Source organism: Arthrobacter sp. 2MCAF15, assembly GCF_052115605.1.
In the GTDB taxonomy this organism is placed as follows: Bacteria; Actinomycetota; Actinomycetes; order Actinomycetales; family Micrococcaceae; genus Arthrobacter.
In genome coordinates this window covers 115,748-129,756 of record NZ_JBFRGZ010000002.1, presented here as the reverse complement: position 1 = coordinate 129,756, position 14,009 = coordinate 115,748, and the positions used below count along the sequence as shown (strand labels likewise).

10 protein-coding genes, 2 tRNA genes and 1 pseudogene are annotated in these 14,009 nt (G+C 68.8%); 1 reads left to right on the top strand and 12 read right to left on the bottom strand.

The window, feature by feature from the left end:
- Positions 1-22: 22 nt before the first annotated feature.
- The 7 genes and pseudogenes from AB4089_RS02735 to AB4089_RS02705 form a co-directional block, all read right to left on the bottom strand.
- Positions 23-1,594 (bottom strand): Na+/H+ antiporter, encoded by a 1,572-nt coding sequence (locus tag AB4089_RS02735; protein WP_441407792.1) that lies wholly within the window; start codon positions 1,592-1,594, stop codon positions 23-25.
- Between the two features lie 154 nt (positions 1,595-1,748).
- A complete protein-coding gene (locus AB4089_RS02730) occupies positions 1,749-2,402 on the bottom strand; it encodes an NAD(P)H-binding protein (protein ID WP_441407791.1) in 654 nt (217 codons plus the stop codon).
- Positions 2,403-2,422: 20 nt separating this feature from the next.
- Positions 2,423-3,211, bottom strand: a pseudogene (gene yidC, locus AB4089_RS02725) (membrane protein insertase YidC); the annotation flags it as partial.
- Positions 3,212-3,441: 230 nt separating this feature from the next.
- A tRNA-Met gene (locus AB4089_RS02720) sits at positions 3,442-3,515 on the bottom strand.
- A gap of 62 nt (positions 3,516-3,577) precedes the next feature.
- Positions 3,578-3,649, bottom strand: a tRNA-Thr gene (locus AB4089_RS02715).
- 233 nt (positions 3,650-3,882) lie between these two features.
- Complete coding sequence (locus AB4089_RS02710) at positions 3,883-6,027, bottom strand: DEAD/DEAH box helicase (protein ID WP_441407790.1); 2,145 nt, start codon at positions 6,025-6,027, stop codon at positions 3,883-3,885.
- Positions 6,028-6,437: 410 nt separating this feature from the next.
- On the bottom strand, positions 6,438-7,091 hold the full coding sequence (locus tag AB4089_RS02705) for an MOSC domain-containing protein (protein ID WP_441407789.1): 654 nt from the start codon (positions 7,089-7,091) through the stop codon (positions 6,438-6,440).
- Positions 7,092-7,220: 129 nt separating this feature from the next.
- Between AB4089_RS02705 and AB4089_RS02700 the strand changes: the two genes are divergently transcribed.
- On the top strand, positions 7,221-8,420 hold the full coding sequence (locus tag AB4089_RS02700; RefSeq protein ID WP_441407788.1) for an acyl-CoA dehydrogenase family protein: 1,200 nt from the start codon (positions 7,221-7,223) through the stop codon (positions 8,418-8,420).
- An 88-nt stretch (positions 8,421-8,508) separates the two neighbouring features.
- On the opposite strand, the gene AB4089_RS02695 is transcribed toward AB4089_RS02700, so the two are convergent.
- The 5 genes from AB4089_RS02695 to AB4089_RS02675 form a co-directional block, all read right to left on the bottom strand.
- A complete protein-coding gene (locus tag AB4089_RS02695; RefSeq protein ID WP_441407787.1) occupies positions 8,509-9,270 on the bottom strand; it encodes an SDR family oxidoreductase in 762 nt (253 codons plus the stop codon).
- A 77-nt stretch (positions 9,271-9,347) separates the two neighbouring features.
- Positions 9,348-10,706 (bottom strand): glycosyltransferase 87 family protein, encoded by a 1,359-nt coding sequence (locus AB4089_RS02690; RefSeq protein ID WP_441407786.1) that lies wholly within the window; start codon positions 10,704-10,706, stop codon positions 9,348-9,350.
- Positions 10,707-10,807: 101 nt separating this feature from the next.
- Complete coding sequence (locus AB4089_RS02685) at positions 10,808-12,181, bottom strand: MFS transporter (protein ID WP_441407785.1); 1,374 nt, start codon at positions 12,179-12,181, stop codon at positions 10,808-10,810.
- Complete coding sequence (locus tag AB4089_RS02680; RefSeq protein ID WP_441407784.1) at positions 12,178-12,705, bottom strand: winged helix-turn-helix transcriptional regulator; 528 nt, start codon at positions 12,703-12,705, stop codon at positions 12,178-12,180. The genes AB4089_RS02685 and AB4089_RS02680 overlap by 4 nt, the downstream gene beginning before the upstream one ends.
- Before the next feature lie 93 nt (positions 12,706-12,798).
- The gene (locus AB4089_RS02675) at positions 12,799-14,007 is read right to left on the bottom strand and encodes a cystathionine gamma-synthase (protein WP_441407783.1); all 1,209 of its coding nucleotides are present in this window, start codon (positions 14,005-14,007) and stop codon (positions 12,799-12,801) included.
- Between the last annotated feature and the right edge of the window lie 2 nt (positions 14,008-14,009).

The following is a 14,009-nucleotide window of genomic DNA, read 5'->3' as shown; positions in this document are numbered from 1 at the left end:
GGGCCTACCGGCTACGTGGTCCCTATTCAGGCATGATCATGGTGCGCAGGTCCAGCTGCCGCAACACCCGGTCCGCGACTTCCGGGTCCATGCCCGGCTCGTTCCGGGCCGCCACGACTTCCTGGCGGGCCGCGTCGAGGGCGATCGTCTGCACCGCGATCGCCAGCTCGCGGCCGCGCTGGCGCTTCTCCCCGGGGCTCTCGTTCCGCAGGCTCCCGTCCAGCAGTTCGGCGTGCAGCCTGGTCATTTTCTCCTTCACCAGCGCCACCTTCTCCGCCGGGAGTTCCTTCATCAGCTCGTTGTCCTTGAGCGCGGCAATCGCTGCCTGTTGGGCACGGCGGGCCAGCACGCGGGCGGCGTCGCGTTCTTCGGAGCCGTCCTCGGACGCTTTCAGGACCCGCATCAGCCACGGCAGCGTCAGCCCGGGCAGCACCAGGGTGGCCAGCAGGACGGCGCAGGCGATCACCAGCAGTTCGCTCCGGGCTGGGAACGGCGTGCCGTCCGCGATGGTCAGCGGAAGGGCCAGCGCCAGTGCCAGGGTGGCCAGGCCGCGCATGCCGCACCAGGTAAGGATCAGCACGTCCTTGGCGGAGGTAGGGCGCAGGACGTCCTTCCTGGCCCGGGACAGGCCGGACATCATGGCCAGCCAGGCAAAACGTGCCGCGAAGACGAGCACGCAGACCACGGCGGCCGTCCCGATCATGCCGAACACGCCGGTGCCTTCCTCATGGATGACCTGCCGGACCTCCAGCCCCACCAGCCCGAACGCCAGGCCGGTGATCAGCAGCTCCACGACGTCCCAGAAGGCGGTGCGGGTGACTCGCTCGGCGGCGTCCTCGGGCCGGGAGTGGCGCTGTGTTTCCAGCGCGGTTACCACGACGGCGATCACCCCGGAGGCGTGCACCTCCTCGGCCAGGATGTAGGCGGCAAACGGCACCACCAGGGTGACGGCACTGCGGGCCACCATGGAGCTCACGAGGCGGGTGATCAGGCTGGTCAGCCAGCCCATGCCGATGCCCACGACGACCGCGATCGCGGCCCCGAGGACAAACTGGAGGACGACGTCGGAGGCGATCTTGGTGCCGGCGACGGCGGCCGCCACGGCCGCCTGGAAGATGACGATGGCGGCGGCGTCGTTGAAGAGGCCTTCGCTCTGGAGCACGTTGATGAGCCGCCGTGGCATGTGGACCCGGCTGGCGATCGAGTCCACGGCCACGGGATCCGGCGGGGCCACCATGGCGCCCAGGGCGATCGCGGCCGGAATACCGATGCCCGGAATCATGAGCCAGGCCGCGCCGGCGACCACGGCCGTGGAGACCACCACGAGCGCGACTGCGAGCATGAGCAGCGTGCGCCAGCGGACCCGGAAAACGGCCCACGAGCTGCGCTGGGCCGTGGCGAAGAGCAGCGGCGGCAGGAAGATGGGCAGGATCAGCTCGGGCGCGATCTGGACCTCCGGGAAGCCCGGGATGAACGTCAGGGCGACGGCCAGCAGCAGCATCAGCACCGGGTACGGCAGCCTCAGCCGGTCGCCCAGGCCCACGGCCACCACAGTGGCAAGCAGGAGTCCAACGATGAGCGCCAACTGGTCCATGTGCCTGCTTTCCCCGGAGGCGGACCTGTTGCATCCCGGGTGGATGCACGGACCGCCCCCACCACCCTATCGGCCCGGTGCCGGGGCCGCGGGACTGGGCTGCGGGACTGGGCTTAGGGATCTGGGCCCCGGGACTGGGCTTAGGAATCCGGGTCTATGGCTGCAGGGCCGCGGCGAGCGGCAGTGTGCCGTCCCGGAACTCGATGGTGCGCCCGATCGTGGCGGGCAGGCCGAGGACAGCGGCCGCCACCAGGGCGACGTTGGCGCGGGCGGTGGCGGTGCCCTCCGACGTGTCGGCGGGGTCGACGTCGATCATCCCGTTGCCCGGACCGGACGTCAGTGTGCCGGGCCCCAGGATGGTCCAGTCAAGGCCCGAGCCGCGCAGGTACGCGTCCGCCGCGGCTTTGGCCTCGGCGTAGGCGAAGAAGCCGTTGTCCGCGGGGATCCCGTGGTCGGGGCCCGCGCCGAAGTAGGACACCATGATGTAGCGGCCCACGCCGGCTTCAGCCGCGGCGTCCATCGAACGGATGGCCGCGTCCCGGTCCACGGCGTAGGTCCGCTCGGGGCTGCCGCCGCCGGCCCCGGCAGAGAACACCACGGCGTCGTGGTTCCGCAGGGCATCGGCGATCTGCGCCGTCGTGGCGTTCTCCACGTCCAGCAGCGACGGCGTGGCTCCAGTGGCCGCGACGTCGGCCGCTTGCTCCGGGTTGCGGATGAAGGACGTGACGTCCTGCCCGTCCGCTGCGAGGATCCTGGACAGTTCCAAAGCCACCTTGCCGTGGCCGCCGATGATTGCGATTCGCGTCATGGACCCATTCTGTCCCACTGGATGACGTACTGCTGCCCCAGGGTCCAGAAGTTGGTGGTGGTCCAGTAGATCAGGACGCCGATGGGGAAGACGATGCCGCCCACACCGAACACGACCGGCAGGATGTAGAGCATCATCTTCTGCTGGCGCAGGAAAGGGTTCGCCAGGGCCTGTTCGGAGGTGTTCATGGCCGTGATCTGCCGCTGCATGATGAGCCGCTGCGTCATGAACTGTGCGGCCGTCATGGCCAGGATCATCGTGATGGACAGGATCCACACGGCCGTTTGGTTGCCGCCGCCGTGCAGCAGCGATGCCGAGAGCGGAGCGCCGAAAATGGTGGACTCGTCGAACTGCCGGACCTGTTCGGCGCTCATGGCGCCGACGCCCTGGTCCTGGCCGGCCGCCGCGCTGATGCCGGAGAGCACCTGGAACAGGGCGAAGAAGAAGGGTGTCTGGATCAGCAGGGGCAGGCAGGCCGAGAACGGGTTGGTGCCGTGTGCCTTGTACAGCGCCATCTGTTCCTGGGCCATGGCCTGCCGGGACAGCGGATCGGTCTTGCCCCGGTATTTGTCCTGGAGCTTCTTCAGGTCCGGCTGCAGGAGCCCCATGCGATGCTGGGCGTTGACCTGCTTCAGGTAAACCGGGATCAGGGCGGCTCGGATCACCAGCACGAGCCCGATGATGGACAGGGTCCAGGTCCAGCCGCTGGCCGGCGGCATGCCGAGGGCGCTGAGCCCGTCGTGGAAGCCCACCATGATGGCCGAGACCAGCCACTTGAAGGGGGCCATGATGGTGCCCAAGAAGTCCACTGATATCCCCATCTGTCAGGTGAGGCAAAACTACGGCGAAACGGGCCGCTTGTCACGGGCCGTACCTGCAGCGCGCCCCGCACCCGGTTGCGCTATCACTCTTGGTTGCCATCAGGCCTCGATGAGGACCATAAGTGACAGGGCAACGGGTGGTCCGGTGGATGGGAATCCAGATGAGGGGAGAAACAGAAAGACCCCCGGAACCTTGCGGATTCCGGGGGTCTTGCCTGTAGCGGTGGGGAGGCTCGATCTCCCGACCTCACGATTATGAGTCGTGCGCTCTAACCAACTGAGCTACACCGCCATAAATGAGGAAAACCTGCGCTAAGCCGGTCAAAAACCGCCTTGACACAGGCCCTCATTCAGAGCCCCCCACCGGAATCGATCCGGTGACCTCGTTCTTACCAAGAACGCGCTCTACCACTGAGCTAGGGGGGCAACGAGTAAATACTCTACCGGAAGATTCGCCCACCAACAAATCGGTGGCCGGACGACGCCGGACCCGCCAAAAGCAGCGCAAATCCGGGCTCCCAGCAGGGTCCGGGATGCCAAAACAGGCTCCCTGGGGAGGCCCGCCCGCCGCCGCTGTGACGAAGGGAACACGCGGGCGAAATGGTTAAGCAAGAACGGGCCGGCTCAAGAGCCGGCCCGTTCTCAGGAAATGCTAGTGGTTACCACTTGTTGCGGGGCTTGAAGCCGCCTTCGTGGCGCGGCTTGCGGGTGTCCGCGCCGAAGCTCCGCTGCTCGGAGCGCTCGCTGAAGGAGCGGCCGCCACGGTCAGCGGAAGACCGCTCGCCGTCGCCCTTGCGGAATTCGCGCTTGAAGCCGCCGTTGCCCTTGAAGTTGCCGCTGCCGCCGGAGTAGCCGCCACGGTCCCCACCGCGGTCGCCGCCGCGGTTGCCCTGGTACGCGCCGCGCTCGCCCGAAGGCTTGCGGCCGTTGTCGAGCTCGAGGTGGATCAGCTCGCCGCCGATCCGGGTGCGGGACAGGGCCTTCAGCTGATCGGGGCTCAGGTCCGCCGGGAGCTCCACGAGGGAGTGGTCCGAGCGGATGTCGATGCCGCCGATCTGGGCCGAGGAGATGCCGCCTTCGTTGGCGATGGCGCCAACGATCGAACCCGGCATGACGCGCTGGCGGCGTCCGACGGCGATCCGGTAGGTGGCGTTGCCCTCGGTCAGGGTGCGGGTCGGGCCGCGTGAGCCGAAGCCGTCCTTGGAGCGCTCGCGCTTCTGGAATTCGGGCGCGGCCGGCAGTTCCTTGACCAGGAGCGGCTGTCCGCCCTGGGCCATGACGGCCAGTGCTGCGGCGATCTCCGAGGCCGGGACGTTGTGCTCTTCCTCGTAGGAGGAGATGAGGTCGCGGAACGCGGCGACGTCCTCGGACTCGAGGGTCTCGGTGATGCGCTCGGCGAACTTGCCCAGGCGCAGCGTGTTGACGGTCTCGGCCGTGGGCAGGTGCATCTGCTCCACCGGCTGGCGGGTCGCCTTCTCGATGGAACGCAGCAGGTACTTCTCCCGCGGCGTCATGAACAGGATCGCGTCGCCGGAACGGCCTGCACGGCCGGTGCGGCCGATGCGGTGCACGTAGGACTCGGTGTCGTGCGGGATGTCGTAGTTCACCACGTGGCTGATGCGCTCAACGTCCAGGCCGCGGGCCGCGACGTCGGTGGCCACGAGGATATCGATGCGGCCTTCCTTCAGTGCATCGACAGTGCGTTCGCGCTGCTGCTGCGGGATGTCACCGTTGATGGCGGCGGCCTGGAAGCCGCGGGACTTCAGCTTGTCAGCCAGGTCCTCGGTAGCCATCTTCGTGCGCACGAAGGCGATGACGCCGTCGAACTCTTCAACCTCGAGGATGCGGGTCAGCGCGTCCAGCTTGTGCGGGCCCATGACCTGCAGGTACCGCTGGCGGGTGTTGGCGCCGGTGGTGGTCTTGGACTTCACCGAGATCTCGGCCGGGTTGTTCAGGTACTGCTTGGACATGCGGCGGATCTGGCTCGGCATGGTGGCCGAGAACAGCGCGACCTGGCGGTCCGACGGGGTCTGCTGGAAGATCTGCTCCACGTCTTCGGCGAAGCCCATGCGGAGCATTTCGTCGGCCTCGTCCAGCACCAGGTACTGCAGTTCGGAGAGGTCCAGGGAACCCTTGGCGATGTGGTCGATCACACGGCCGGGGGTACCGACAACAACCTGGGCGCCGCGGCGCAGGCCTGCGAGCTGCGGGCCGTAGGCGGAGCCGCCGTACACCGGGAGGACCGTGAAGTCGTCAATGTGCTTGGCGTAGGAGGTGAAGGCCTCGGCAACCTGGAGCGCGAGCTCGCGGGTCGGGGCGAGAACCAGGGCCTGGGTCTTGCGGGACGGGCCGTTGAGGTCGTGGAGCTCGGCCAGGCGGGACAGCGCCGGTACTGCGAATGCTGCAGTCTTACCGGTGCCCGTCTGGGCCAGGCCCACGACGTCGCGGCCTTCGAGCAGCAGCGGGATGGTTGCTGCCTGGATCGGGGACGGCTTCTCGTAGCCGACGTCCTGCAGTGCGGCGAGGACACGGCCGTCGATGCCGAGATCGGCGAACTTCACGCCTTCTTCCTCGGCGTCGTCGTTCTTGGCCGGGGCGGAAGTCGCCTCGGTCTTGGTGTCGGCCTGCGGGGCAGCCTCGGCAGCGGCTTCAACAGCCGCCGGTGCTACGAAGTCCGCAGGAGCCTCGGTGAATTCCGGGGCGGAGCCGGCTGCGGGGGCAGCCGTTTCAGAAGTCTCGACGTCGGCCTGGCTGTTCTCGGTGGTGAGCTCGGTGTCGACGGAGTTGTTCTGATTTTCGGGCATAGGTGAATTTTCCTCATCCATAGGGGCCAAGCGGCACAACCCGAGGTGAGCGGAGCCGCAGTACGCGTGACACGAAATGCCGGGCGTACGGTTGACCGGCGGGTCACAGAAGTCCGGCGCTTTCGCAATCCCGTGGCAGGACTTCCCGCTGCATCTCTTGGCTGCTATCCCAGCAGTCTGTACAGCGTTTTCTTTTGCCGGCTCTCCCTATGAAAATGCCCGCATCACATTTGCGGGCCCCAACACTTACCAGTCCTGCCTCAAGAATTGGGCAGGAATAAGGGATTTCCGGAGTGGGGGATATTTCAAGTGTAGGGCATGGAACAGAACAGTGGTAGTTGAGAGGCCGACGGCGGCCGGTGAGCTTGCGCACACCGGCGCACCGGACGGTGCATTCCGACGCCGTACGGCTAGACGCCGAGGCGGCGCTCCAGCTGCTCGAATCGCTGGTGGTACTCGGGCTGGAGGCGGATCTGGCCGTCGGCGTCGGCGTCGCGCAGGGCCTCTATGTCCTCCAGCGAGGGATCAGTGAACCACTTCGCAATCGTCACGCCGTGGGCGGGGACAAAGAGCCGGTGGATGTGGTCGCCGGCCTCGATGCTGCCGGTCCGGACCACCCGGAGGTAGGTGCCCACCCTGCCCGCCTCGGTGAACCTCTTGACCCAGTGCGGCTCCCCCATCCGCCGCTGGAACGTGGCGCACGGCACCCGCGGGGAGGTGACTTCGACCTCCACGTCCAGTCCGATCTTCCAGCGTTCGCCGATCACGGCGGTGGAGGCGTTGAGGCCAGTGATTCGCAGATTTTCGCCGAAGATGCCCGGCGGCATGTCCCGCCCGAGCTCACCGGCCCAGTAGTCGGCGTCGTCCTGCGAATACGCGTAGAGGGCCTGGTCCTCGCCGCCGTGGTCGATCCTGCTGGCCTGGACATCACCGCGCAGGCCGAGTTTGTGGACCCGGACCGGTCCGTCCACGGCGCGCTTGTCGATCGCAGTGACCCCGACGCTGCCGGGATCCTCGAGCAGCTGGTGAACCCTGCAGACAGCAAGGACAGATGCGGTTTCCATGGCACCAGTGTAGGCCTGCCGCCCGCCGGGCACCGGACCAGGCGCGGCCACCCTGCGCAGGGCGGCCACGGGGCCCTGCACCGCGCCCGGCACGGGCGCGGCACTGCGGTGCCGCCGTAGGATGCTGGCATGAGCAATGAGGCCGGCCTGTCCGATATTTCCGACGTTTCCGATGTCCTGGCGATCGATTCGCTGCTGAGCGCGGAGGAGCTGGCTGTGCGCGAGCGCGTCCGCGACTTCACCAACCAGCGGATCAGGCCCGGGATCGCCGGCTGGTACGAGGACGCCGTGTTCCCCCTGGACCTCGCCCCGGAACTTGGCGAGCTCGGCGTGCTCGGCATGCACTTGGAGGGCTACGGGTGCCCCGGCCGCTCCGCCGTCGAATATGGCCTCGCCGCCATGGAACTGGAGGCCGGCGATTCGGGCGTCCGCACGTTTGTCTCCGTGCAGGGTTCCCTCGCCATGACGGCCATCCACAAGTGGGGCTCCGAGGACCAGAAGCAGGAGTGGCTCCCCCGGATGGCCGCCGGCGAGCTGATCGGCGCGTTCGCGCTGACCGAGCCGACCGCCGGATCCGATCCGGCGTCCATGAAAACCTTCGCCCGCCCCGACGGGAGGGGCGCCAACGCCGGCTGGATCCTGGACGGCGCCAAACGCTGGATCGGGCTCGCGTCCGTGGCGGATGTGCTGGTGGTGTGGGCCATGACCGAGGACGGCGTGCGCGGATTCCTGGTCCCGGCCGGCACCGCGGGGGTCACCGCGACGCCGATCAGGCAGAAGCTCTCAATGCGCGCCTCGATCCAGTGCGATATCACGTTCGACGCCGTCCGGCTGGGCCCGGAGGCGCTGCTGCCCGCGGCTCAGGGGCTGCGCGGACCCTTCTCCTGCCTCAACGAGGCCCGCTACGGGATCGCCTGGGGCGCGATGGGCGCCGCCCGGGATTCCTACGAGGCTGCCCTGGCCTATGCCCAGGAACGGCTGCAGTTCGGCAAGCCGCTGGCCGGATACCAGCTGACGCAGGAGAAACTCGTGAACATGCTCCTGGAAATCCAGAAGGGCACCCTGCTGGCGCTGCACCTGGGCCGGCTCAAAGACGCCGGCAGGCTGCGCCCGGAGCAGATCTCGCTCGGCAAGCTCAACAACGTGCGGGAGGCGATCGGCATTGCCCGGGAGGCCCGCACCATCCTGGGCGGCAACGGCATCACGCTGGACTACTCCCCGCTGCGGCACRCCGCCAACCTGGAATCCGTCCGGACCTACGAGGGCACCGACGAGGTCCACACCCTGATCCTGGGCCAGCACATCACGGGACTCCCCGCCTTCCGGTAGGGGCGCGAGATGTCACGTCGCGGCAGTGTTTGCCGCCAACACTGCCGTGATGTGCCTTCTCGACGAAGTTCCGGGTGGAAGTTCCGGCTCAGGCGGAGAAGCCGCCGTCGGCCTTGACCAGCTGCCCGGACATCCAGCGGCCCTCGGGCGAGAGCAGGAACGCGACCGTGCCGGACACGTCCGCCGGAGTGCCCAGCCGGCCGCCGGGGTGCCGACGGGCCAGATCGTCAAGGAGCGGCCCGTCCATCCAGCCGGTATCCACCGGTCCGGGGTTCAGGACGTTGGAGCTGATCCCGAGCGGGCCAAGTTCCCGGGCCGCGGCAATCACAATCCGGTCCAGGGCGCCCTTGGATGCCCCGTAGGGCAGGTTGAACGCGGTGTGGTCACTGGTGAGGGCCACGATGGCCCCGCCGTCGGGACCGGCCTGCCGGGCGAAGGCGGCAATCAGCTGCCAGCTGGCACGGGTGTTGACCGCGAAGTGCCGGTCGAAGCTCGCCAGGGACGTGTCCAGGATGCCGGAGTCCACGGATTCGCAATGGCTGAGCACCAGGCCCTGCAGGGTTCCGGCTTCCGCCGCGGCGGCGGCCATCAGCCGGTCCACGGCCTGCGGATCTTCGAAATCCGCCGGCAGGGCCACGACGGCGGCGCCGATCGCCTGCAGCTCGGCGGTGAGGCGTTCGACGTCGTCGGGCTGGACTCCCCACGGCATCCTCGCGTCGTAGTCCTGCCAGTACGTCAGGACGAGGTCCCAGCCGTCGGCGGCGAGGCGGCGCGCGATGCCGGCGCCGATTCCGGCGAGCCGGCCGACACCTGTGACGAGGGCGGTTTTGCGCGGAGTTGAGGAAGTCATGCCGACCAGCCTAGCGGTGGCGGCCGTCACGGCATCTGAGAAGCCGCACCCGGGAAGGGGCGCCTAGGAAGAGCCGCCTACGAAGAGGCAGCGGAGACGGCGGCCCGGGCGTCCTGTGCGGCTACCGGCCCGGACGTGAGGTCGAGCCCCGGCGCCAGCGAGTCCCGCCGCAGGGCCACCAGCCAGCACGCCAGCAGGGCCAGGGCGCAGAAGACGCCGGCGCTGGAGGCCATGATCCACAGGCCGGGCGTCTGGATATCGAGGTTTTCCGCGCCCAGGGCCGTGCCGATGGTCTTCGGCGAGAACAGGAACACCAGGATCGAGATGCCCAGCACGGCGCCCATGGTCCAGCGCATCCCGGTATAGCGCCGCGGGGCTTCCCGCAAGGTCCAGGCGAAGGCCGGGAAGACGGCCGCGACCCACACCCAGTGGTGGGACCAGGAGACCGGGCTGATCAACAGCATGGTGAGCGCCGTCGCCGACACCGCGACCACGCGCGCGCCCTGATCGCTGGCGGCCTTGATTACGCCGGCGCCCAGGGCCACCACCGCCAGGCTCAGCACCAGCCACGGCACGGTGACGTGCGCCTCCGGGACGCCGAAGTGCAGCAGGGCGCCCTTCAGCGACAGGTTGTCCACATAGCCGGCTCCCCCCATCCGGGAGGTGTCCGGCAGCATCTCGAGCCAGAACTGCAGGGATTCGGCGGGGCGCAGCAGCCAGCCGACCACCACGGTGGCGGTGAAGCCGGCAGCCATGTTGCCCAGTCCACGCCAGTCCTTGCGGACCAGGAAGTACAGTCCGAACACCAGTGGCGTCAGCTTGATGCCGGCCGCAACGCCCACCAGGAAGCCGCTGCCGGGGAATCCGCGGGTCCAGCGCGGGTTGCGGGCCAGCAGGTCCACTGCGATCAGGCCCATCAGCAGGGCGTTGATTTGGCCAAACACGAGGGTCTCGCGCCACGGGCCGAGGTTGAGCACCGCCAGAACCAGGACGGCGGCGGCCCAGACGTTGCCGGGAGCCCGGAAGGTGGCGCGCCAACTGGTCTTGGCGTTCCAGTACCGGACCGCGCGGACCGTGGTCAGGACCGCCACGCCGGCGCCGGCCGCGTTGAACAGGGTCAGCGCCGCCGCCTGGGGCAGCCGCGCCAACAGGCCAAAGACCATGGCGGCGAACGGCGGGTAGGTGAACATCAGCTTTGGCCCGCCGGCCCAGTCGACATTTCCCGCGTACAGCTGGGACTGCGCCGCGCCGGCGTCGTTGAGGATCTTCCCGCCGTACCAGTAGACGCTGAAGTCCAGGCCCTGCTTGGCCCAGACGCCGAGCGAGACCCAGAGGAAGTAGCCTACTCCGGCGATAGCCAGGAGTGCGGAGAGCCGGATCAGCTGCGGGAGGGGTGACGGGCGCGCCGGGCTGCGGTCGGAATCGAGCACTGACATGAATTCCCCAATCGGGCTGCTGGTGAGACGCTGGCCGTTTGGTCGGTTCCGTCCGGGGCGGCGGAAACGCGCCCTCGCTGTCGGGTCAGTCTACCGAACAGCTACGCCGGGACCGGGATGGACTCCGGCTTCCGGGCGTCTTTGCGGATCGTGGCGCTGATGACGGCGGCGATGGTACACATGGCGGCGGCAGCAAACCAGGCGTAGGTGTACTGGCCGGTGGCATCGCGGACAGCCCCGGCCGCCAGGGCCGCGGCGGCCGCGCCGAGCTGGTGGGCCGCGAAGACCCAGCCAAACACGACGGACCCGTCGGCGCCGAACACCTGACGGCAGATCGCGGCGGTCGGCGGCACCGTGGCCACCCAGTCCAGGCCGTAGATGACCACGAACACGATCATGCTGGGCTGGACGGTGGCGCTGAGCAGCAGCGGCAGGACCAGCAGCCCGATCCCGCGGAACTGGTAGTAGACGGCGAGCAGGATCCGCGGGTTGAAGCGGTCCGTCAGCCAGCCGGAGGCGATGGTGCCGACGATGTCGAACAGGCCGACGACGGCGAGCAGGCCCGCCGCGGTGGTTTCCGGCATGCCGTGGTCATGGGCGGAGGGGATGAAGTGCGTGCCGATCAGCCCGTTGGTCGTGGCGCCGCAGATCGCGAAACCGGCCACGAGGGCCCAGAAGGTACGGACCTTGCTGGCCCGCTTGAGGACCTGCAGGGCCCGGACGGCAGCATTCCGGCGCGGCTCCGCCGTTGCGGGCCCGGTTGTTGCGGGCCCGGTGGCCGCTGTCCCGGCGTCCGCCCCGGGGGCCGCTTCCGTGACCGTTTCCGTGGCCGGCGGCGTCGCCCCGTACGGCAGCACGCCGACGTCGGCCGGTGAGTTCTTCAGGAATATCAGCACCAGCGGCACCACGGCCAGGGCGCCGGCGGCGATGAGGAGCGAGGCCTGCCGCCAGCCCGCGTCCTGGGCCAGGACGGCGATGAACGGCAGGAACACGAGCTGCCCGGCGGCGCTGCCGGCGGTGAGGATGCCGATCACCAGGCCCCGGCTCTTTGCGAACCACGTGTTGGCGACCGTGGCGGCGAAGACCAGCGCCATGGATCCGGTGCCGAGCCCGATCAGCAGGCCCCAGGTCAGCAGGATCTGCCAGGACTGGGTCACGAAGACCGTCAGGGCGCTGCCCGCGCCGATCAGCACGAGGGCCACGGCCGTGACGGCGCGGATGCCGAAGCGTTCCATGAGGGCTGCCGCGAACGGCGCCGTGAGCCCGAAAAGCACGAGGTTGATGCTGACCGCGGCGGAGAGCACGGTGGTGGACCAGCCGAACTCGTTCTGCAGCGGCACCATCATTACGCCCGGCGCGGCGCGGAACCCGGCAGCGCCGACCAGCGCGAGGAACGCCACGGCGGCGACGATCCATGCCGGGTGGATCCGGCGGCGGACGGGCGCGGGGGTCATGGTGGTTTTGAGGGCGCTCATGCGGCGGTTCCGTTCTGGGGGTGGGCAGGGGCTTCCGTGCCGGCCGAGGCCAGGGGCACGGGGTCCGCGGTGCGGGACAGGCTGTGCCAGCTCGTGTTCGAAGCGGTCAGTGGTTCCCCGCAGGCCGTGCAGGTGTCGGCCGAGGAGGTCCGTTCCCCGCAGCCGCTGTGAATGACGAACATGTGCGCCTGCCCGGACGGAGCCGGGAGGTGCTTTTCGGCCCAGATCACGACGGCGTTGAGCACCGGGAGGGCATCCTCGCCTTTGGCGGTGAGGACGTATTCCTGGCGGGTGCGGCCGCCGTCGTCGTAGGGCCGCCGGGTGAGGAGACCGGCGTCCAGGAGCCCGGCGAGCCGTTTGGTGAGCACGGAATCGGCCGCCCCCAGCCTTTGTTTCATGGCGTCGAAGCGGCCGTTGCCGAAGAACACCTCGCGCAGGACGAGCATGCTCCAGGGATCGCCCAGGATGTCGAGGCCGCGGGCCATGCTGCAGGTCCGTTGGGACCAGTCGGATCGGAGTGCCATGCGGCCACCCTAGCTGACTCTCTTAGAGAAAGCTAGGGTGGCCGAATGAATGCAGCGCAGATGACGCCTGCGCCGGGTAAAGCTGGCTGCCGCTTAGCTGCCGGCATCCAGGGAGGAGATCGCGGCGTCGAGGTCCGCGATCAGGTCCTCCACGTCCTCGATGCCGCAGGAGAGCCGGATCAGGTTGACCGGGACCGCCAGTTCGGTGCCCTTGACCGAGGCGTGCGTCATTTCCGAGGGGTAGTTCATCAACGATTCGATCCCGCCGAGGGACTCGGCCAGCGTGAAGACGGAGGTCGATTCGGCCACCTTGCGCGCCGCGGCCTCGCCGCCCTTGAACTGCACGGAGATCATGCCGCCGAACTTCTTCATCTGCTTCTTGGCCAGCTCATGGCCCGGGTGGGAAGGCAGGCCCGGGTACAGCACGGCCTCGACCTCGGGGCGCTCCAGCAGCCATTCGGCCACGGCCTGGGCGTTGTCGCTGTGCCGGTCCATGCGCACGCCGAGGGTCTTCAGGCCACGGGTGGTCAGGAAGGCGTCCATCGGCCCGGACACGGCGCCGACGGCGAACTGGACGAAGCCGATCTTCTCCGCCAGCTCCGGGTCGTTGACGACGATCGCGCCGCCGACGACGTCGGAGTGGYCGCCGATGTACTTGGTTGTGGAGTGCACCACGATGTCGGCGCCGAGTGCCAGCGGGGTCTGCAGGTACGGCGAGGCGAAGGTGTTGTCCACCACCAGGAGCGCACCGGCGTCGTGTGCCACCTTGGCGAGTGCCTCGATGTCGGTGATCTTCATCATCGGGTTCGACGGCGTCTCGACCCACACGAGGCGGGTCTTGCCGCCGCCGTCGGACGCGCCGCCTGCCGCGACGGCTGCCGCGACGGCGTCGAGGTCGGACATGTCCACCGGGGTGTTGCCGATGCCCCACTCCCCCAGGACCCGGCTGATGAGCCGGTACGTTCCGCCGTAGGCGTCGTTGCCGAGCACAATGTGGTCCCCGGGGCGGGTGAGGGCGCGGATCATGGAGTCCTCGGCGGCCAGGCCGGAGCCGAAGGAGAACGCGGCGGTCCCGCCTTCCAGGGCTGCCAGCTGCTCCTGGAGCGAGTCGCGCGTGGGGTTGGTGCCCCGGCCGTATTCGTACCCGGCGCGCAGCCCGCCGATGCCGTCCTGGGCATAGGTCGAGGAGAAGTGCACGGGCGGCACCACCGCGCCGGTGCGGGGCTCAAAGGCCTGGCCGGCGTGGATGGCGCGGGTGTTGAACCCCTGGCTGGACGAGGAAGAGTTTTCTGGCTGGGACATGG